22 protein-coding genes and 1 tRNA gene are annotated in these 18889 nt (G+C 67.6%); 14 read left to right on the top strand and 9 right to left on the bottom strand.

The window, feature by feature from the left end:
- Positions 1 to 79: 79 nt before the first annotated feature.
- A complete protein-coding gene (locus NBRGI_RS04320) occupies positions 80 to 964 on the bottom strand; it encodes a LysR family transcriptional regulator ArgP (protein ID WP_029892950.1) in 885 nt (294 codons plus the stop codon).
- A 78-nt stretch (positions 965 to 1042) separates the two neighbouring features.
- On the opposite strand from NBRGI_RS04320, the gene NBRGI_RS04315 reads away from it, so the two are divergent.
- The gene (locus tag NBRGI_RS04315; protein ID WP_029892949.1) at positions 1043 to 1660 is read left to right on the top strand and encodes a LysE/ArgO family amino acid transporter; all 618 of its coding nucleotides are present in this window, start codon (positions 1043 to 1045) and stop codon (positions 1658 to 1660) included.
- Positions 1661 to 1758: 98 nt separating this feature from the next.
- Complete coding sequence (gene mbp1, locus NBRGI_RS04310) at positions 1759 to 2016, top strand: microaggregate-binding protein 1 (RefSeq protein WP_029892948.1); 258 nt, start codon at positions 1759 to 1761, stop codon at positions 2014 to 2016.
- Between the two features lie 50 nt (positions 2017 to 2066).
- Here mbp1 and NBRGI_RS04305 read toward each other — a convergent pair whose 3' ends face one another.
- Both NBRGI_RS04305 and NBRGI_RS04300 read right to left on the bottom strand, forming a co-directional pair.
- Positions 2067 to 3095: an FAD-dependent oxidoreductase gene (locus tag NBRGI_RS04305; RefSeq protein WP_029892947.1), complete on the bottom strand. Its 1029-nt coding sequence runs from the start codon at positions 3093 to 3095 to the stop codon at positions 2067 to 2069.
- Between the two features lie 60 nt (positions 3096 to 3155).
- Positions 3156 to 4370: a lipase family protein gene (locus NBRGI_RS04300; RefSeq protein WP_029892946.1), complete on the bottom strand. Its 1215-nt coding sequence runs from the start codon at positions 4368 to 4370 to the stop codon at positions 3156 to 3158.
- A gap of 227 nt (positions 4371 to 4597) precedes the next feature.
- Here NBRGI_RS04300 and NBRGI_RS04295 point away from each other — a divergent pair, with 227 nt between their 5' ends.
- Complete coding sequence (locus NBRGI_RS04295; protein WP_036557416.1) at positions 4598 to 5614, top strand: YdcF family protein; 1017 nt, start codon at positions 4598 to 4600, stop codon at positions 5612 to 5614.
- A gap of 1 nt (position 5615) precedes the next feature.
- On the opposite strand, the gene NBRGI_RS04290 is transcribed toward NBRGI_RS04295, so the two are convergent.
- Positions 5616 to 6359, bottom strand: coding sequence for a glucose 1-dehydrogenase (locus NBRGI_RS04290; RefSeq protein ID WP_029892944.1), 744 nt, complete (start codon positions 6357 to 6359; stop codon positions 5616 to 5618).
- A gap of 179 nt (positions 6360 to 6538) precedes the next feature.
- Here NBRGI_RS04290 and NBRGI_RS04285 point away from each other — a divergent pair, with 179 nt between their 5' ends.
- The gene (locus NBRGI_RS04285; RefSeq protein ID WP_029892943.1) at positions 6539 to 6997 is read left to right on the top strand and encodes a MaoC family dehydratase; all 459 of its coding nucleotides are present in this window, start codon (positions 6539 to 6541) and stop codon (positions 6995 to 6997) included.
- A 75-nt stretch (positions 6998 to 7072) separates the two neighbouring features.
- Entirely contained in the window at positions 7073 to 7969 is an 897-nt protein-coding gene (locus NBRGI_RS04280; protein ID WP_029892942.1) for an alpha/beta fold hydrolase, read from the top strand.
- A gap of 48 nt (positions 7970 to 8017) precedes the next feature.
- Here NBRGI_RS04280 and NBRGI_RS04275 read toward each other — a convergent pair whose 3' ends face one another.
- The gene (locus tag NBRGI_RS04275; protein WP_029892941.1) at positions 8018 to 9409 is read right to left on the bottom strand and encodes a WS/DGAT/MGAT family O-acyltransferase; all 1392 of its coding nucleotides are present in this window, start codon (positions 9407 to 9409) and stop codon (positions 8018 to 8020) included.
- Positions 9410 to 9684: 275 nt separating this feature from the next.
- Here NBRGI_RS04275 and NBRGI_RS04270 point away from each other — a divergent pair, with 275 nt between their 5' ends.
- From NBRGI_RS04270 to NBRGI_RS04260, 3 genes are read left to right on the top strand one after another with little or no spacing between them, the layout of a single operon-like run.
- Entirely contained in the window at positions 9685 to 10587 is a 903-nt protein-coding gene (locus NBRGI_RS04270) for a metal-dependent hydrolase (protein ID WP_029892940.1), read from the top strand.
- Positions 10584 to 11705, top strand: coding sequence for a PDR/VanB family oxidoreductase (locus NBRGI_RS04265; protein WP_081877926.1), 1122 nt, complete (start codon positions 10584 to 10586; stop codon positions 11703 to 11705). The genes NBRGI_RS04270 and NBRGI_RS04265 overlap by 4 nt, the downstream gene beginning before the upstream one ends.
- A gap of 30 nt (positions 11706 to 11735) precedes the next feature.
- Positions 11736 to 13514 (top strand): SDR family oxidoreductase, encoded by a 1779-nt coding sequence (locus tag NBRGI_RS04260; protein ID WP_029892938.1) that lies wholly within the window; start codon positions 11736 to 11738, stop codon positions 13512 to 13514.
- Positions 13515 to 13526: 12 nt separating this feature from the next.
- On the opposite strand, the gene NBRGI_RS04255 is transcribed toward NBRGI_RS04260, so the two are convergent.
- Genes NBRGI_RS04255 through NBRGI_RS48615 form a run of 3 tightly spaced genes read right to left on the bottom strand, consistent with a single transcriptional unit; the run spans position 13527 to position 14581 of the window.
- On the bottom strand, positions 13527 to 14036 hold the full coding sequence (locus NBRGI_RS04255; RefSeq protein ID WP_029892937.1) for a hypothetical protein: 510 nt from the start codon (positions 14034 to 14036) through the stop codon (positions 13527 to 13529).
- A 36-nt stretch (positions 14037 to 14072) separates the two neighbouring features.
- The gene (locus NBRGI_RS48620; RefSeq protein ID WP_029892936.1) at positions 14073 to 14378 is read right to left on the bottom strand and encodes a hypothetical protein; all 306 of its coding nucleotides are present in this window, start codon (positions 14376 to 14378) and stop codon (positions 14073 to 14075) included.
- Positions 14378 to 14581, bottom strand: coding sequence for a hypothetical protein (locus NBRGI_RS48615; RefSeq protein WP_029892935.1), 204 nt, complete (start codon positions 14579 to 14581; stop codon positions 14378 to 14380). Before NBRGI_RS48615 ends, NBRGI_RS48620 begins: the two co-directional genes overlap by 1 nt.
- A 293-nt stretch (positions 14582 to 14874) precedes the next feature.
- Between NBRGI_RS48615 and NBRGI_RS04240 the strand changes: the two genes are divergently transcribed.
- Both NBRGI_RS04240 and NBRGI_RS04235 read left to right on the top strand, forming a co-directional pair.
- Positions 14875 to 15882 (top strand): zinc-binding dehydrogenase, encoded by a 1008-nt coding sequence (locus NBRGI_RS04240; RefSeq protein WP_029892934.1) that lies wholly within the window; start codon positions 14875 to 14877, stop codon positions 15880 to 15882.
- Positions 15883 to 15938: 56 nt separating this feature from the next.
- Positions 15939 to 16136: a hypothetical protein gene (locus NBRGI_RS04235; RefSeq protein WP_148310691.1), complete on the top strand. Its 198-nt coding sequence runs from the start codon at positions 15939 to 15941 to the stop codon at positions 16134 to 16136.
- A gap of 6 nt (positions 16137 to 16142) precedes the next feature.
- On the opposite strand, the gene NBRGI_RS04230 is transcribed toward NBRGI_RS04235, so the two are convergent.
- Positions 16143 to 16574: a nitroreductase family deazaflavin-dependent oxidoreductase gene (locus NBRGI_RS04230; RefSeq protein ID WP_029892932.1), complete on the bottom strand. Its 432-nt coding sequence runs from the start codon at positions 16572 to 16574 to the stop codon at positions 16143 to 16145.
- 140 nt (positions 16575 to 16714) lie between these two features.
- On the opposite strand from NBRGI_RS04230, the gene NBRGI_RS04225 reads away from it, so the two are divergent.
- The 4 genes from NBRGI_RS04225 to ppnP all read left to right on the top strand — a co-directional run bounded on the left by NBRGI_RS04225 (position 16715) and on the right by ppnP (position 18548).
- Positions 16715 to 16788, top strand: a tRNA-Ile gene (locus NBRGI_RS04225).
- A gap of 124 nt (positions 16789 to 16912) precedes the next feature.
- On the top strand, positions 16913 to 17113 hold the full coding sequence (locus tag NBRGI_RS04220; RefSeq protein WP_029892931.1) for a hypothetical protein: 201 nt from the start codon (positions 16913 to 16915) through the stop codon (positions 17111 to 17113).
- Between the two features lie 404 nt (positions 17114 to 17517).
- Complete coding sequence (locus NBRGI_RS04210) at positions 17518 to 18228, top strand: MBL fold metallo-hydrolase (protein ID WP_029892930.1); 711 nt, start codon at positions 17518 to 17520, stop codon at positions 18226 to 18228.
- Between the two features lie 38 nt (positions 18229 to 18266).
- A complete protein-coding gene (gene ppnP, locus NBRGI_RS04205; protein WP_029892929.1) occupies positions 18267 to 18548 on the top strand; it encodes a pyrimidine/purine nucleoside phosphorylase in 282 nt (93 codons plus the stop codon).
- Positions 18549 to 18889: the final 341 nt, after the last annotated feature.

Here is an 18889-nt window from a genome sequence, read left to right as displayed (position 1 = left end):
ACGAAATACTAATACCGTATCGCATCGAACTCGGTTATGAGAAATAGTGCTGCATTCGGGCGGGTATCGAGCGCGGCATTCAGCGCAGGGAATCGGCCGCGGCCGCAGCAATCGCCGTGGCCACCGCACTCAATGCCGGTGAGTCCAGCCGCCATTGCTGCCAGTACAGCGGGACATCGATGAATGCCGCGCCATCGATCGGAACGAGTTCGGCACGCCCGAAATTCCGGGTTTGCAGATCGGGCAACATACCCCAGCCGAGTCCGAGTCGTACCGCTTCGGCGAAACCGGAGGAGGAGGGAACGTAATGGCGCGGCGGGTCGAGCGGTTGCCGACTGCGTTTGCGTAACTGCCGGTCTTGGAGATCGTCTTTGCGGTCGAACAGCACCACCGGCGCCACCGCATAGGCTTTCGCGGTGGGTCCGTCGGGAAACCAGGTGCGGGCGAAGCCCGGTTGTGCCATCGGCCGGTAGCGCATCGCGCCCAGTCGCTCCACCCGGCAGCCCTGCACCGGCGTCGCGGTCGAGGTGATGGCCGCCATCACCGTGCCGTCGCGGAGCAGTCGGGTGGTGTGTTCCTCGTCCTCCCGGTGGATTTCGAAGCAGACGCCCGGCGGGGCCGCGGCCAGCGCGGGCAACGCCCAGGTCTCCAGCGAGTCCGCGTTGATCGCGATCGGCAGCCGCAGCGGCCGGTCGGTGGCGCGGTGCGCGTCGCCGAGTTCGCGCGCGGTGTCGCCGGCCAGCAGTTCGATCTGCCGCGCCAGCCGCAGCACGGCGAGCCCGGATTCGGTGGGACGCACCGGTTTCGTGCGTTGCAGCAGGACGCGACCCGCGGCGTCCTCCAAGGCCTTGATGCGCTGGCTGATCGCGGACGGGGTGATCCGCAGGCTCTTCGCCGCGGCGTCGAAGGTGCCCTCGGTGACCGCCGCGTGCAACGCGCGGAGCTGGTCGAGCTGCAGGTCCATGTTAAGGAATCGTAATGGTAGTGTAGAAACTTTAGTTTGCCAGTGGATAATGCCGTGCTTAGCGTCGAAGAAGTGACACTGTCTTCGGCGGCTCTCGCAGCTCTTTCCGGTCTCGGTTTCGGACTCTCGCTGATCGTGGCGATCGGCGCGCAGAACGCGTTCGTCCTGCGCCAAGGCGTGCGTGGGCAGCACATCTTCGCGGTGGTGGCGGTGTGCGCGCTGTCGGACATCCTGTTGATCGCCGCGGGTGTGGGCGGCTTCGGTGTGGTCGTCGAATCGGTGCCCGCCGTTGTCACGGTGGTGCGCTACGCGGGCGCGGCTTTCTTGCTCGGCTACGCGTTCCTCGCCGCACGTCGGGCCTTTGCGTCCGCGGCGCTGACCATGGACACAGCCGGCGCGACCGTCGCGCTCGGCGCCACCATCGCGACCTGCTTGGCGCTGACCTGGCTCAACCCGCACGTGTATCTCGACACCGTGGTGCTGCTCGGTTCGTTCGCCAATACCTATGCCACACCCGACCGCTGGTTCCTCGGCGCGGGCGCGATGCTCGGCAGCGTGGTCTGGTTCGCCGCGCTCGGTTACGGCGCGCGCCTGCTCGGCCCGATCTTCGCGCGCCCGGTCGCTTGGCGAGTGCTCGACTCCGGCATCGCGGTGATGATGACAGTGCTTGCCGTGGGACTGGTCTGCTCGGGGTGACGGGAGACACAGCCGCCGAGCCGTGCGGTTCCGATTGGCGCCCGAAGTGCCGGGTATGCGTCGGAGTGACAGCCCATACCCAGCATGTAGGAGTTGCCATGACCAAGCACGACAGCGGACCGCTCGAGGCCGTCGAGGGCATCGTCGAGGACGTCAAGGGCAAGGCCAAGGAAGCCGCGGGCATCGTCACCGGAGACGAAAGCCTGAAGAGCGAGGGTCGCGCTCAACAGGACAAGGCCGAATCCGAGCGCGACGCCGCGAAGAAGGAGGCCGAAGCCGAAAAGGCGCGGGCCGAAGCCAAACTCGACGAGGCGCGCCAGAGCGCCTACCAGAGCGGCAAGGAAGCCGACTCCTGATTGCGTCACTTCGGCGGCGCGGGAACGGGTTTTCGTTCCCGCGCCGCTTTTTACGTTGCGGCGCGGAACATTTGGGCGGCGCGCTCCCGTTCGGCGAGGATGCGTCGCCGTCGCTCGGCCATCGCGGCGGCCGGTGCTCCGCCGGTAACGATCGCCTCATAGAGCGCGGCCGCGTCCTCGATGGCGTCGCGGGCGCCGACGCCCGCGGCCGGTGTGATCGCGTGATCGGCGTCGCCGCAGAGCAGCACGGGGTTCTGCGGAGCTCGAGCGCCGGCGAGCGGCACAGTGCGCGCGTTCGAGACGTGCACCGAATCGGTGTGCGCCAGTAGCGGTTCGATGACGTCGCGCACCGCGGGCGAGGCCGCCAGTACGGCGTCTGTCCACTGATCCATCGGCTGAGCGCCCTTGTGCTGCCGGTCCAGGGGCGGCCGGGTCAACCGGGTGAACCACACCGAGACCGTGTCGTTCCACAGGTGCCCGAAGGTGGTCACGGGACGGCCGTCGGGTCCGAGGGTGCGATCGAAATGCAGGACGGCCGGGTCGGTGCCGGGCCGGACCGGTTGCCGGGTGACGCCGTAAATGACGATCTGCCCGGCGTATTCGGCGGTTCGCCCGGGTTCCAGGGCGCGGCGCGCGACGGAGTCGATGCCGTCGGCGGCGACGATCAGCTCGTCGGCGGGCACCGGTCGTCCGCCGCTGCCGAGGGTGCCCGCGGTGCAGTCCACTTCGGTGATGGGTGTGTCGAACCGCAGGACCGCGGAACTGTCCGCGGCGAATTCGGTGAGCACCCGCATCAGCTCGGCTCGCAGATAGAGTCGCCGCTGCGCCGCCGAGTTGCCGCGGGCGGGTCCCGAAACCCCGTCCGCGCGTAGCGCTTCCACCGGATGTGAGGCCGCGTGCAGTCGATCGGCCGACACACCCAGCCCCACCAGTGCGGTGTGTGCGCGTGCGTCGAGGACCAGGAACGCGCCGGCGCCACCGGTCGGTTGGCTTTCGTACACGGTGACGGGTCGCTCCGCACGGCCGAGCGCTCCCGCGAGCACCGCTCCGGCTATGCCACCGCCGATGATCGTGACCATGAATCCACCCTACGGGCCGCCGATTCCACTGCAGCGGGAATCGGCGGCCCCGCGCCGATGTCAGCAGTTGCGCGGTGCGGTTTCCCCGCGGAACCGGGCCTCGATCCACCCCATCGCTTCCGGCGCGCCGAGCACCGCGGTGCTGAGGTGATCGGGGCTCGGGAACAGTTTCGATTGCACGCGCACTCCCGCCGCGCAGTAGCGCCGCATCGTGTTGTCGATCGCCGCGACCGGGATCAGTGCGTCGTCGTGGGAACGCCACTGGTAGATAGGCATTTCCGGGACACCCTCGTACAGCTCGAGGCTGTTCTCCTCCAGTACGCCACGCGCACTGGGGTCTTCGGCCAGCGAGGTGGAGAAGGCGACGTCCAGGACGCTGTGCCCGGCGCCGGCGGCCAGGATCTCGTTGGTGCAGCCGTTGGCCATTCGCTCGCGGATGGCGAGCCCGGTCGGGTTCAGGCTGTCGCTGATCGGCAGTCGGGTCGGGTACTCGCGTTCGAGCCCGATGGCCGCCGCCATGGCCAGCCCGAACGCCGGATGCCGGTGGTAGCCCAGGCCCTCGGTCATCTTGACCAGGTTCATCGGGACCCCGCCCTCGGCCGCGCCCACGATATCGAGTTCCGGCGCGTAGGTCGGGGCGAGCGCTGCCGCCCAGCCGGTCGCCATCCCGCCGCCGGAGTACCCGAACATCGCGACCGGGCTGGTGGCCACACCCAATCGCGCGACCTTGCGCGCCGCCCGGATGCCGTCCAGCGTGATCATGCCGCCGAGCCTGGCCGCCCCGTAGGCGCTGGTCGGGCCGAGGTGATCGGGCAGCGCCACCGACCAGCCGCGCAGCAGCACCGTGTTGAGCGCGGGCGCTTCGCGCACAGCCAGATTCGGGTCACCGGTGTAGAGCACGCGGGATACGGCGCACTGGGTGCCGAGGCCGTTGATGATGTGCTGATAGGACAGCAGCGGCCCACCCGGCACGTGATTCGCCGGAGTGAGCACGGTGGTGGTCGCCGCGATCGGCGCGCCCGCCGAATCGGTCGACCGGAACTTGATCATCGTGACCGTGGTGCCCGGAAAGGCGAGCAACCCGGGCATCGGCCGGGTGTCGAGCACGTCACCGGGTTCGGCCCGGTCCAGATCCGCGGGCGCCGCGTAGAACGGGTCGGGGTCCGGTAGTGGGTAGAGCGGTTGTGCCGCAGCGGTTCCCGGCAGCACGGCCAGTTGGGCGGCCGCTACCAGCAGGACGGCTGCGGTGAGCGCGGTATTGATTCGACAGAACATGGCGAAGATCGGCTCCCATTCATCACGACATCGTCAGGGACGTAGGGCACGCTGAAAGTCGAATAATCCGAAACTGGCCGGGCACAAGCGATTGGCAGATATTCGGACCTGCGCAAGGTTAGGGGAGAAACGGAAAAGCCCGAGGGTGCCGCGCCGAGTGACGAAGGCGATCCACGGCCGGGCGCGGCCCGCGGCCGCCGCGGGCCCGTTACGGTGGCTGGGTGATCATGCTCGTGATCGGCCTCGCCCTGCTCGCGGTGTTCCTGGTGCGCTTCCGCAAGGACCGGCGACGGTTGGGCAATGGGGTGTATCTACTGCTAGGGCTGATATTCGTTGGCGTGTGGGTGCTCGGCTCGGGCGTCAAGGGCGACCTGCCGATGATCTTGGCGGGGCTGCTCGTGCTGCTGTCGCCGCTCCTGGTGCTCGTACTCGCCGGGTTGCTGATCCTCAACGGCAGGCAGATGGTACGCCGTGAAGGGCTGCGCCTGGCGAACCTGCTGCCGCTCGCGCTCGGCCTCGCATTGCTCGTGCCGTATGTCTTGCTCGCGCTGGCCATATTCACCGGCGATATCTGGGTCGTCGTGATTTTGGCGTCGCTGACCATGGCGGTGAGCTATATCGGATTCCTGTTCGCCAGTTTTCTGCTGTATTCGCTGTTGTACGGGGCGTTGCCGTATCGACCGGGGATGGACGCGATCGTCGTGCACGGCGCCGGGCTGAAGGGCGATCGGGTGCCGCCGCTGCTCGCGGGCCGGCTGGACCGGGCGATCGAGGTCTATCGGGCCGAGCGCACGGCCGGGCGCAGCCCGCTGCTGATCACCAGCGGCGGTAAGGGTTCCGACGAGTTGAAGTCGGAGGCCGAGGCCATGGCCGGGTATCTGGTCGAGCGGGGCATCCCGGCCGAAAGCGTGCTGCAGGAGGATCGTTCGGCGACCACGCGGGAGAACCTGCTGTTCACCAAGCGATTACTGGGCGAGTGCGGCGAGTCGACCCGAATGGTGCTGGTGACGAGCGATTTCCACACCCTGCGCACAGCGATGCTGGCCCGGCGGCTCGGCTTGGACGCCGAGGTCACCGGGGCACGCACCGCGTTCTACTACCTGCCCGCGGCGACCTTGCGCGAGTTCGCCGCCGTCGTGGTGGCCTACAAGTGGATCAACCTGATCGCCTGTGTCGCACTGGTTTCGCTGCCGATACTGGCGTTGCTGCTCACACGTGACCTGCCCCACAGCTACGGGGACTGACTCAGTCGAAGGTCTTGTGCGGGATGCCGACGGTGAGCCCGCCGTCGACGACGAACTCCGCCCCGGTCGAGTACGACGATTCGTCGCTGGCCAGGAAGGTGATCAACGCGGCGACCTCGCTCGGATCGGCGGCCCGTGCCAGCGGGATCTGCAGGAATTCGGCCGGAATGTTCTCGGTCATGGGCGTGGTGATCAGGCCGGGGTGCACCGAATTGACCCGGATCTTGTACTGCGCCAGCTCGAGTGCGGTCGATTTGGTCAAGCCGCGCACCGCGAACTTGGTCGCCACATAGCCGTGCAGACCCGGGCTGCCGCGCATGCCTTCCACGGACGAGATATTGATGATCGAGCCGCCGCCCGCCTCGATCATCGCCGGGGTCGAGGCCCGCATACCGAGGAACGTGCCGGTGAGATTGATGTCGATGATCCGCTGCCACTCGGCGAGGTCGAAGTCGACCAGCAGGTTCCCGTTGGCGATGCCGGCGTTGTTCACCAGCACGTTCAGCGCACCATAGCGCTGCACTGCCTCGGCGACCGCGCCCTGCCACGCGTCCGGCTCGCGCACGTCGAGGTGCACGTAGGTCGCGGCGTCGCCGAGTTCCTTGGCGACCGCGGTGCCTTCCTCGTCGAGCACGTCACCGAGCACCACGCGGGCGTCCTCGGCGACCAGGGCTCGGGCATGCGCTGCGCCCATACCCCGCGCGCCACCGCTGATCAATGCCACTTTGCCGCTCAACCGCCCCATCGCGGCACCTCCGTCTTTTCGCGAGCTTGTCTGGAACACGTTACAGAATCGCGCCCCGTCCGGCGGTCCTCCCGGGTCCGATGGTGCCACATGCGTACGCGGTGCGGGGCAAAGTCTTTGCGGGCCAGAATCTTCCGGGGTGGGTGCGGTGGTGGGCGCGGCGATCTAGGGTTCGTCGCATGAGCGAGGCAAGCACCTTCACGATGGCGACGTTGCGGGATGCCGCGGGTGCCGACCTCGGCGTGAGCGATTGGATCCGCGTCGACCAGGACCGGATCACCGCGTTCGCCGAGGCCACCGAGGATCGGCAGTGGATTCACCTGGACCCGGTCCGGGCGGCGGACGGGCCGTTCGGCGCCACCGTCGCGCACGGATATCTGACTTTGTCGCTACTGCCGTGGATCAACGCACAGCTCTTCCGGCTCAGCGATGCGCGGCTGCGGATCAATTACGGCCTGAACAAGGTCCGCTTTCCCGCGCCGGTGCCCGCGGGCTCCCGGATCCGCGGGCGGACCAGCATCGTCGCCGTCGAGGATGTCCCGGGTGGCCTGCAGGTGGTGCTGGCGACGACGGTCGAATGCGAGGGTGCCGACAAGCCGGCCTGTGTCGCCGAATCGATCGTCCGCGCGCTGGCGTGACCGGCGGCCGCCGCCGATATGGCATCATCGTGTAGAACGCGTTCTAGTTTTTGCCACCGGCGCGGGAGGCTCACGATGACGAACCCACGATCCTCGGCGGTGCTGCGACGGTTCGCCCGGCGGGTCCCCGACATCGCCGAGGTGCCCGGCGGGCGGCTGGTCGAACTAACCGGACGGGGGCAGACCTATGTGGTCGATATCGCCGGACCGGCGGGCGCGCCCACGCTGGTGCTCTTGCACGGCACGGCGTGCACCGCCTACCTGGGATGGTTCCCCTCGCTGGCCGCGCTGTCCGAGCGCTATCGGGTGATCCTGTTCGACCAGCGCTGGCACGGCCGGGGGATTCGCTCCGAGCGTTTCTCGGTGGACGACTGCGCCGACGATGTGGTCGCCGTGCTCGACGCGCTCGACGCCGCACAGGCGGTATGTGTGGGCTTCTCGCTGGGCGGGGTGGTGAGTCTGGCTGCCGCGCACCGGCATCCGGAGCGGGTGAGCGGTCTGGTGCTGTGCGCGACGCCGTACCGGTTCCAGGAGAAGTGGCGCGAGCGGGCGTTCCATCGAGCCTTCGGCAAACTGGCCGCCGCGATCCTGCCCTACTCGTCTCGGCAGATCGCGGAATTCGCGGGCAAGCTGCCCGAACTGCCGGAAATCGTCTGGGCGCCGGGGCGGTTGGACCGGTGGGCGCTCACCGAGTTCCGCAGCACCAGCGGATGGGCGGTGGCGCAGGTGGTCGCGGAGGTAGGCCGGTTCGACGCGAGTGGCTGGTTGCCCGAGTTGACTATGCCGACCGCGGTCGTCATCACGACCCAGGACCGGGCGATTCCGGTCTATCGGCAGTTGGAACTGGCGACGCTGATTCCGAAGGCGAGCATCCACCTGGTCAAGGCCGGGCACGCGGCCTGTGTGCTGGAGGCCGACCGGTTCGTGCCGGTGCTGCTCGACGCCTGTGCGGCGGTCGCCGCGAGATTGTAGGCGGCTCACCCTGTTCGGCGGCGGTGGCGAACAGGGGCGGTCGGCGAGTCAGCCCAGTTTTCGTGCCGCGGTGAGCAATTCGGCGACGACCTCGGGTACCGCGTCGGCGAGTTCGGCGATGTCGGGCACCAGCTCTTTGCAGGCGATGAAGCCGAAATCGAGGTCGTCGTTGTTCGACAGGACCGTCACCGTCAGCCCGGCGCCGTGAAAAACCGGTCCGAACGGATACATACCCTCGACGCGCACGCCGAGGAAATACAGCGGCATCGGCGGACCCGGCACGTTCGACACCACCAGGTTGTGCACCACCGGATGGCGCTCGGCGAGCTTCAGCGACGAGTACACCCGGGCCGCGAGCTGAAAGGTGTTCGGCGGCGCGTACTTCGACCAATCCTGGAGGAAGTCGGCGCCGATGAGGTCGTGTTCCTCTTTCGCGCCGCGGTTCTCCTCGGCGACCTGCCGCAGGCGTTGTACCGGGTCCGCGATATCGGTGCCGAGCCGCGCGAACAGCGTGGATACCTTGTTGATCCCCGCGGTGTGCCGCGAGGATTCGTGCACGGAGACCGGCACCGAGGCGACCAGTGAGCGGTCCGGCAGTTCGTCGTGCTTGTCGAGATAGGCGCGCAGGACACCCGCGACAATCGTCAGCACCACATCGTTGATCTTCACGCCGAAGGCGGACTTGATCTCCTTGACCGCACCGAGTTCCGCCTCGGTGAACGCGACCGCGCGGTGCGGCGTGATCGCCAGATTGAACGGGGTGCGCGGTGCAGAGAACGGTAAAGCCATGCCCGCCTTGTCTTTTCGTCGGCGCTGCGCGAAACCGGCCACCATGCCGAGAGTTTTCGGCACCATGCCGACGATGCCCGCCTTGGTCGGAAACTTGATCACGGCTTTGGCCAGCAGCTGCCAATCGTTGGGGCTCGGCTCCGGTCGCCACTGCTGTGCGGGCGGCGTCTTGGCCGCGTTCGGTTCGAGATCGCACAGGTGCATCATCATGTTGGTGCCGGTGATGCCGTCCACTGCGGCGTGGTGGTACTTGCAGATCACCGCGACCTTGCCGTCGTCGAGGCCCTCCACCACCGACATCTCCCACAGCGGCCGGTCCCGATCCATCGGGCGGCCGGCGATGTCGCCGATCAGCTCGGCCAGTTCGCGTCGCCCGGCCGGCGCGGCGATGCCGATGCGCCGGATGTGATAGTCCAGGTCGAAGTTCTGGTCCTCGACCCACACCGGGTGGTCCAGATTGAAAGGCACCTGGTATACCCGGCGGCGCATCTGCGGGATCAGCGGTAGTCGCCGGCCGAGCTCGGCCTTGAATCGGTCGAAGGAATAGTCCCCTGACGTGGGGTCCAGGAGAAGCAGTGCGCAGACGTGCAGGTGCTGGGTCCCGGTTTCCAGGTAGAGAAAGCTGGCGTCCAATCCGGTGAGTCGTTCCATAGCGAAAGACTACTAGAACGCGTTCTAGTTTTTGCTCGAACCGGGGGGAGATGGGTCACAGTGACGGTCGTTATTGTCAAGTGGGCTAACGGTATTGGGCGCAACCGGTCGCTCCCGGGTTGTGGTCGCTGCCTGCGGAAATGTGCTGAGTCTTCTATATGTAACCCGAAGTTCTATGTATGTGTATGATGATTGCTACGGCCATGCAGGAAGGTGCGCAGCGAGGCGGCCGGGCCCGGGCTTCGCCGCGGGATGAGCGAGGACGAGGAGTATCGATGAAGCTACTTCGTAGGGGAGAGCGGCGGCCGGACATCGATCCGGGCGAGGTCGCGCTGCATGCGCGCAATGTGCAATTCGACTGGGCCGATACCCCGCTGCATTGGATGCCCGACGAGCCGATCGCCTCGCATCTGATCAATTCGCTGAACCTGCTGCTGCCCGAGGGGGAGCGCATGTTCTGCGCCGCCTACGGCGAGGCGTTGCCGTTCGTGAAGGACGAGAAGCTGCGCGAAGCCATGCTCGGGTTCATCGGTCAGGAATCCATGCACGCCGAGACGCACGACAAGGTGTTGCACGAGGTGCTGGCCGCGCACGGCATCGACCCGCAACCCTATGTGCGCCAAGCCGAATACCTGTTCCGCAAGACGCTGGGACCCCGGGACATCGAGGGCGTCGCGGCCCGCCAGACGCTGGTCGAACGCCTCACGGTGATCGCCTGCCTGGAACACTTCTTCGCCTACCTCGGCGACTGGGTACTCAACGCCGATCTGGAGAAGTTCGACGCCGAGCCGCGCATCGCCGACCTGTTCCGCTGGCACGGCGCGGAGGAGGTCGAGCACCGGCACGTCGCTCATGATGTCGCCGTCTACTTCGGCGCGGGCTATCTGCGGCGCGCGGCGATCATGATGTTCGTCTTCCCGACCTTCCTCACCCTGGTGGTGCGCGGCACGAAATACATGGTGCACCAGGATCCCGCGCTGCCCGACCTCGGTTATCCGCGCCTGCTCAAGCGCGTGTTCGGCGCGATGTGGCGCGGTGCCCTGCCGGGTGTTCCGTCGCTGCTGTGGAGCGCGCTGACCACCTTCAAGCCGGGCTACAACCCCGGCTCGGTCGGCTCGACCGCGCAGGCGGTGGCGTACCTGGCGAAATCGCCCGCCGCGCAAGCGATCGCGTCGTGACGGGTGCGGTGGTGAGTCGGCGGCGCGTGCCCGCGCAACTGCCCGCGGACCTGTTCGGCAAGCCCGGCCAGGACCGCGCGGTGCGGGTGCTCGACGCGGTCGCCTCGGCCCGGCTGCGCTGGACCACACTGATCAACCGGCGCGATCTGACGCCGCAGGTGGACGATCGGCGGCTGGCGCTGGTGGTCACCGAACGCCGGATCGAGGCCTACGACCAAGACGTGGTGAGCCTGCGCCTGGCCGCGCCGGATCAGCGTGAGCTGCCGCCGTGGCGGCCCGGCGCGCATCTGGATCTCGAGCTGCCGTCAGGGCGGCTGCGCCAGTACTCGCTGTGCGGCGATCCGGCCGACACCCGCGCGTATCGCGTTGCGGTGCGTCGAATTCCGGCGGGGCTCGGTGGATCGGTGGAGGTGCACGACGCGCTGCCGGTCGGCGCGCGGATCACCGTGCGCGGGCCGCGCAACGCCTTCCCGTTCGCCGTGCCCGGCTACGGATCACCGGCCGCGCGTTTGCATTTCGTCGCCGGTGGCATCGGCATCACGCCGATCCTGCCGATGGCGCGGCTTGCGCATCGGCTCGGTATCGACTGGTCGATGGTGTACACCGGCCGCAGTCGCGACACCATTCCGTTCCTGGACGAGATCGCCGGATTCGGTGACCGCGTCACCGTGCGCACCGACGACGAGCACGGCCTGCCCGACGCCGCCGCGCTGCTGCCGGGTGTCGGCGCCGACACCGCGGTCTACTGCTGCGGTCCGGTGCCGATGACGGCCGCGGTCGCCGCAGCGGTGCGCGAAATGCCCGGTGTGGAACTGCATTCCGAACGTTTCTCGCCGCCGCCGATCGTGAACGGCGTGCCCTTCGAGATCGAGTTCGCCTCGACCGGCGCGGTGGTCGAGGTCGCCGCGGACCGCACGGCCCTGGACACCATCCTGGAAACCCAGCCGGATCGGCCGTACTCGTGCCGTCAGGGCTTCTGCCGCACCTGCAAGGTGCGGGTGCTCGCCGGCGCACCGGAACATCGCGAAACCGTCCTCACCCCGGCCGAACACGAGGCAGGCGAAATGCTCGTCTGCGTCTCGCGTGCGGCCGGCGGGCGACTCGTGCTCGACCTGTAACCACGACCCCGGTCACCAAGGAGAAACCCGATGACGACCATCGATCGGCCGGAGCTCGTGGCCGCCGAGCGCACTGTGCGCAGCGGCGAATTCGAGCTCGCTGTCTACGAATACGGCGATCCGGCCGCGGACACCGTGCTCCTCGTGCACGGCTGGCCCGACACCAACCACCTGTGGGACGCGGTGGTGCCGTTGCTGGCCGATCGTTTCCACGTTGTCACCTACGACACCAGGGGGCACGGTCGGTCCACTCGGACCAAGCGCACCCAGGACTTCCGGCTCGATCACCTGGCGGCCGACTTCTACGCTGTCGCCGACGCGGTCAGCCCCGACCGGCCGGTGCACGTGCTCGCCCATGACTGGGGCTCGGTTCAGGTGTGGGAGGCCGTCTGCGAACCGCAGGCCGCCACCCGCGTCGCGTCGTTCACCTCGGTGTCCGGGCCGAACCTCGACCACATGGGGCACTGGATGCGCAACCGGCTGTCCCGGCCGACACCGCGCAATATCTGGCAGCCGTTCACTCAGCTGCTGTCCTCGGCCTACACCTTCTTCTTCATGACGCCGGGATTGCCGCGGGCGGTCTTCGGCCTGCTCGGCACCGAGCAGCGCTGGCAGCGGATCGTCTCGATCATGAACGAGACCGCGCCGTCGAATGTGAAGCTGGGCCCGACGTTCCGGCAGGATTCCGTCGACGGCCTGCTCATCTACCGCGCGAACATCGTGCAGCGCATCCTTTCACCGCGCGAGCGGCACACCGAGGTGCCGGTGCAGCTGATCGTGGCCGGGCGCGACGTCGCCGTCCGGCCCGCCGGCTACGACGACGAGAACAAGTGGGTGCGGCGGCTGTGGCGGCGTGACGTGCCCGCCGGACACTGGATGCCGTTCTCGCACCCCGAATTGCTCGCCACCGCGGCGACCGAGCTGATCGATACGGTCAACGGCGGTTCCGCGCCGCGCGGCCTTCGCCGTGCCGAAGTCGGCCGCAGCGCAAAGCGATTCGAGGATCAACTGGTGGTCATCACCGGGGGTGGCAGCGGCATCGGCCGCGAGACCGCATTGGCGCTCGCGCGGCGCGGCGCCGAAATCGTGCTGTCGGACCTCGATCTCGTCGCCGCCAAAGAGACCGCGGAGTTGATCGCCGCCGAACGCGGTGTGGCCCATGCCTATCAGCTCGACGTCGCGGATCAGGCCGCGGTGCAGGAGCATGCCGCGGTCGTGCTGGAAACCCATGGCGTGCCCGACATTCTGATCAACAATGCCGGAATCGGCCAGGCGGGCGGGTTCTTCGACACCTCGGCCGCGGAGTTCGACCGCGTCATGCGGATCAACCTCGGCGGAGTGGTGAACGGTTGCCGGGCCTTCGGGTCCGCCATGGCCGAGCGGGGCCTGGGCGGGCACATCGTCAACCTGTCCAGCATGGCGGCCTACAGTCCGCAGCAGAACTTCAGCGCCTACTCCACCAGCAAGTCGGCCGTCTTCATGTTCTCCGACTGCCTGCGCGCGGAACTGGCCGGGCGCGGGATCTCCGTGCACACCATCTGCCCTGGCATCGTGCACACCAATATCGTTGCCAACACCACGTTTTCGGGAGTCAGCGCCGAAGAGGAGAAGCGCAAGCAGCAGAGGTACGACAACCTCTACCGCAAGCGCGGCTACGGGCCGGAGAAGGTGGCCGAGCAGATCGTGCGCGCCGTGGAGAAGGACCGCAGCATCGTCCCGGTGACGCCGGAGGCACGGTTGCAGTACCACTTCAGCAGGCTCGCGCCTGCCGTCGGCCGGTTCGTCGCGGCGCGGGTGAAGCTCACCTAGGTCAGGCGTTCCTCAGGGCAGGGTGCGCAGTTCGGCCTCCACGGCCGCGACGCGCTCGGTGTCGACACCCCACGGGTGCTCGACGCCGACCCTGCGGTCCAGATCCCACAGCACGCAGGTCTCGCCGGGTTCGGCCACCAGCGTCCAGGCCACCACGGTGCGACCGAGCTGCTGACCCATCGAGCCGTGCGCGGGGTTCGGCGGTCCGGCGCCTTCTGGGAAATGGTGCAGGAAGCGTCCGTAGGCGCCGGCGCAGAACGCGGCATAGCGTTCGGTGCACAGGATGAAGCCGTGCCACGCCTCGTCGACCGCGTGCGACGGCATGCCGATCACCTGCCCGTCCCGCATCGCCGCCCCGCAGCAGCGCAACCACTGCCGCAATCCGGTCGCCACCAATTCGCGTGGTTCCCACGGGCAGGTCTTGAACACGGCATCGGGCAATTCCAGCGCGGCGACCGCGGCGCCGACCTCGGCCAGGTCGATACCGCGCTGCCGCGATCTGCGAAATCCGAAAGACAGCACAGTTCACTGTACGCAGCGGGCCGGGAACGCTACCGTTCATGAATGAGTGCGATCGTCGGCCTGATCATCCTCGGGATGGTCATCTTCTTCCTGGTGATGATCGTTGTGGTGCCGCTCGTCATCATCCGTGTGGTTCGCAATTCGACTCGGAATATGCGTGTTCCACCGTTCGGCGTGCAGCGCGGCGGCGATCCGCGGCGGCACAGCGGGGGATACGAGAACTCCGACCCGTTCTGGGCCGCCGGTGCCGCCGGATTCGCCGGGACCGATTCGGGGAGTGGTTGCGGTGGTGGGTGGGATCCCGGGCACGGCGGTCAGCACCACCACCATCACGGGGGACATCACGACAGCGGGGGGAGTGGCAGCAGCTGTGGCGGGGGCAGCAGCAGCTGTGGCGGTGGCAGTAGTTGCGGCGGCGGCAGCAGCAGTAGCAGCTGTGGTGGCGGCAGTTCCTGACCGGCGATAGCGTGGTTTCCGTGCTGGCGCTGGTCGAGCTCTTGGTGGTGGTCGCCGTGATTCTGGGCGGCCTGTTCCTGTTCGTCCATGTGCTGACCGAGTGGTCGAGGAGGCCGCGCCGGCGTGGGCGTGGGTGGCTCGGCGGTGGCGATCAGTCATGGTCCGCCGGTGACTCCGGATCTGCGGGAGACGGCGGAAACGATTGGGGTGGCGGCGGTTCCGACGGGGGTAGCAGTGGCGGCGGCAGTAGTTGCGGGGGCGGCAGCAGCTCCTGACTATTACGCGCTGAGCATAATCACGTTCCGTCGACTTGACCTCAATAAAGCTCGAGGTTCCAAGCTGGGCTCTGTCGAAACCGGCGAGAACAGCGATGGAGGATGTCATGCGGGCCGTGCAAGCAGTGGAATTCGGTGGGCCGGAAGTACTCACGGTGCGTGAGGTGCCCGAGCCTGTCGCCGGAGCCGGACAGGTGGTCGTCGAGGTGGCCGCCGCCGATGTGATGTTCCTCGACACCCGGTTGCGCAGCGGTTGGGGCAGTGACTTCTTCCCACTGGAGCCGCCCTATGTGCCCGGCGGTGCGGTGGCCGGCGTCGTGCGGGCCGTCGGCGCCGACGTGGACCCGTCCTGGGTCGGGCGCCGGGTCGCCACCGCCACCGCGGCCAGCCGGGTCGGCGGCGGTAAGCCGATCGGCGGGTATGCCGAAAAGGCGCTGGCCAATGTAGATTCGCTCACCGAGGTGCCCGAGGGCCTGAGTTCCGAGCAGGCCGTCGCGCTCACCCATGACGGCAAGACCGCGCTCGCGTTGTTCGATCGCGCCGCCGTCCAGCCGGGCGAATGGGTGCTGATCACCGCTGCGGGGGGCGGACTCGGAACGTTGCTGATCCAGCTCGTCCGGGCCGCGGGTGCGCACGTGATCGCCGCCGCGCGTGGCCGCGCCAAACTCGAACTGGCGCAACGGCTCGGCGCCGACGTGGTGGTCGACTACAGCGAACCCGGCTGGGTGGCCGCCGCTCGCGCGGCCACCGGCGGCACCGGTGCGCAGGTGGTCCTCGACGGTGCGGGTGGCGCGCTGGGAGAAGCCGCCCTCGCGGCCGTTGCGGCGCACGGCCGGTTCCTCGGATACGGCGGTTCCGCAGGCGAATTCGCGGTCCCCGACGCCGATGTTGTGGCGGCGCACGACATCACCGTCTACGGCTTGTTCGATCTGACCAACAGCGACACCGACTGGCAGGAACTTGCCGAACGTTCGCTCGCCGAGGCGGTCGCCGGGCGGCTGGAAGTGGTGATCGGACAAACGTTTTCGCTCGACGAGGCCGCACGCGCACACGCCGCCATCGAATCGCGGACCGCGCTCGGACGTACGCTGCTGACCATCGAATCCACTGTCTGAGACCGGTCGGTTCGACGGTCTGGCGGGCACCCTGGCTCGGCGCTAGGGTGCCCTGCGTGGAGACTCTGATCGTTGTGGGTGTGGTCGTGCTGGTGCTCGCCGTCGTGGTCGCTGTCGTGCAAATCGCCAGCAGACCCCCGGCCGACGGGAACCGTTGGGAGCGGGACGATCCAGACGAGTACGAAGCCGAATGGGACGACCGGCGCGACGGCTACCCCGAGGACGACGACTACGACGATTACCGCCGCGACTGACCGCGCTCAGCCGATAGGCGTCAGCACCACCACAGCAATAGGCCGCTTCGTCTGCTTCTGGTATTCGGTGTAGCGACCCTGGTTCACCTTGTCCACGAGGGCGAACCGGCGCGCATACTCCGAATCCTCGGGATACGTGGCCCGCGCCGTCACCCGCATGGTGCGTCGCCCGACCTGAATCTCACACTCCGGCCGCGCTTTCAGATTCGCCAGCCAGCCCGGCGGCCGCGGCGACCCGCCATTGGACGCCGTGATCAGATAATCCGCACCATCACGCGCATAGGTCAGCGCCGACGTCCGCGCCTGCCCCGTCTTGCGCCCCACCGTGCGCAGCAGCAAAGTCGGATTCCCGAACAAGATCCGGTGGCCGACCAGCCCGCCACTGTTCTCGTACACCCACTGGTGCACCTTCAGCACATTCGCGAACACACCGGCCATGGTCCAACCCTCCATACGGTCGCGGGACACCCCACCCTAACCGCCACCTCTGGTTACACCTACCACCCGCGGGTCGAAGTGGTGTCCGCCCCACCCGAGCCGGTACCATCCCCGAAGCTGCGGTACCTGCCCGCAGCCCGGGGGCGGTAGCTCAGTCGGTTAGAGCCGTGGACTCATAATCCATTGGTCGTGGGTTCGAGCCCCACCCGCCCCACAAACCCCCTCTGAACAGGGGGTTTTCTATTTTCTGGAGAGGTTTCGATCTAGAACAGCGCTCATCCGCGAATAGATTTGTGGGCGTACCGTCTGGGCATGGGAGACCTTTTCGAGCGTCCGCTATGACACCGTCTCCCACCGCACAACCCGGCACCGCACCGCGGCGACGCCGCTACATTCTGGCAGCGCTTACCAGCGTCATCGTGCTCGCCGCCGTCGCGTTGGGTTACTACTGGCTCAAACCCGCGCCACCGGCCAAGGTCAGCGTCGAGCGCAGCCAAGTCGGTGTGCGGCAGTTATTTCGGCACCGGCCCAACCGATAACTGGTTCGGTGTCTATTCGAAGAGTGCTTTGTCTCCCGAACTCGGTGACCGGATTCGCGATCACGACAAATCCTTGGACGCCGAACTCATGCGGGCGGCACCTTCTTGCCCGGTCGCCGCCAGCGGAATGTCCGGTCCCGCACAGCAATAGGCCGCGATGCGACCGTCCGCGCAGCGACGGCGGCCGTCGTGCAGGTCAGCGGGAAACCGTGGCGCGCACGAGCACTCGCGCCATGGGATACTCGGTGCCCGAAGCGATCGTGCATGCCTGATCGCGCCGGGGACGCTACCCGGAGGCAGTGGCATGGAACTGGGACAATGGCTGCGACCGGGCGACCGGCTGCGCCTGGAGATCGATGAGGTCGGCGTGATCGAACAGCACATCGGAGAGGCGAACCACTGATATGCGCATCACACAGGTCGCCGACTCCGTCTACGTCGTGGCGGGTACCAACGTCAACTGGTCGCTGGTGACCGACGGTTCCGGCGTCACTCTCGTCGACGCGGGGTATCCGCGGGACACCGACGATGTGCTCGATTCCATTCGGCAGATCGGCCACGACCTCGGCGATCTGGCGGCGGTCCTGGTCACCCACGCGCACCTCGACCACATCGGCGCGATTCCGACTCTGGTGCGTCGCACCGGCGTCCCCGTCTACACCGGCGCGGCGGAGGCGGCGCATGCGCGTCGCGAGTATTTGGAGCAGATCACTCCCGTCGAGATGGTCGGTCAACTACGGACGCCGGGCGGCCCACGCTGGGTCGCCCAGACGGTGCGGGCGGTGGCGGGGCACATCAAAATGACAGTTCCCACCGCCACCGCTTACGACGACGACGCTCTGCGTGCGTTGCCGGGTGGGTTCACCGCTGTGCCGGCGCCGGGCCACACCACCGGTCACACCGCCTACTTCCTGCCCGGACAGCAGATCCTGTTCAGCGGTGACGCCCTCGTCACCGGCCACCCGCTGCTCGCCACCGTCGGCCCGCAGCCGCTGCCCACCGTCTTCAACCATGACGAAGACCTCACCCGCCGCACGGCGCAGTCCCTGCTCGACTCCGCGCCCCGCCTGATCGTCCCCGGTCACGGTGAGCCCGAGAAGCCCGGCGCCGCTTAGCCGGTAATCTGGCCGTTCATCGGAATCGAGGAGTGTGGGTGTTCAAGGTCAACGAGTACTTCGACGGCACGGTCAAGTCGCTGGCGTTCGAGGCGGCCGACGGGCCGGCGACCATCGGGGTGATGGCGGCGGGGAAGTACCAGTTCGGGACCGCGCAGCGGGAGATCATGCACGTGGTTTCGGGCGCGTTGACCGTCAAGCTGCCCGGTGCCGACGAGTTCGTGACCTACTCGGCCGGTGAGCGGTTCGAGGTGCCCGCGGACAGCAAGTTCGACGTTCAGGTGGCGGTCGATACGGCGTATCTGTGCGAGTACCGCTGACGTAATCGCTCCCGCTTCGCAGGTGTGCGGCTTTCACGTGTCGGCACGGGGCATCTGTCGCTTGGTTTACTTGCGTTTGGGCTTGTTGGCTGGCTGCCGAAGGGTGACTTTCCCAGTGTGGTCTGCCTGCCGCGGGAGTTACAGGGATGGTGCTGAGCACGTCAGGTGGGGTTCCCGACTTTAGGCGCACGTCAGGTGCATGAAGGTGAGTTCCGGCGTGGTCGTCTGGCTGTGGTGCCGATTTCGAGAGTTCCTTGACGAGGTAACAGCGGTTTCGAGCGGGTGAGGTTGTGGCTCGGCGTGTTTCGCTGGGCGAGTCGCGGGGTCACAGACCTTCCATG

Origin of the sequence: Nocardia brasiliensis IFM 10847 (assembly GCF_000710915.1) — a bacterium.
GTDB classification, from domain to species: domain Bacteria; phylum Actinomycetota; class Actinomycetes; order Mycobacteriales; family Mycobacteriaceae; genus Nocardia; species Nocardia brasiliensis_A.
Note: the sequence above shows the minus strand (reverse complement) of the source record. Positions and strands in the feature narration are given on the sequence as shown.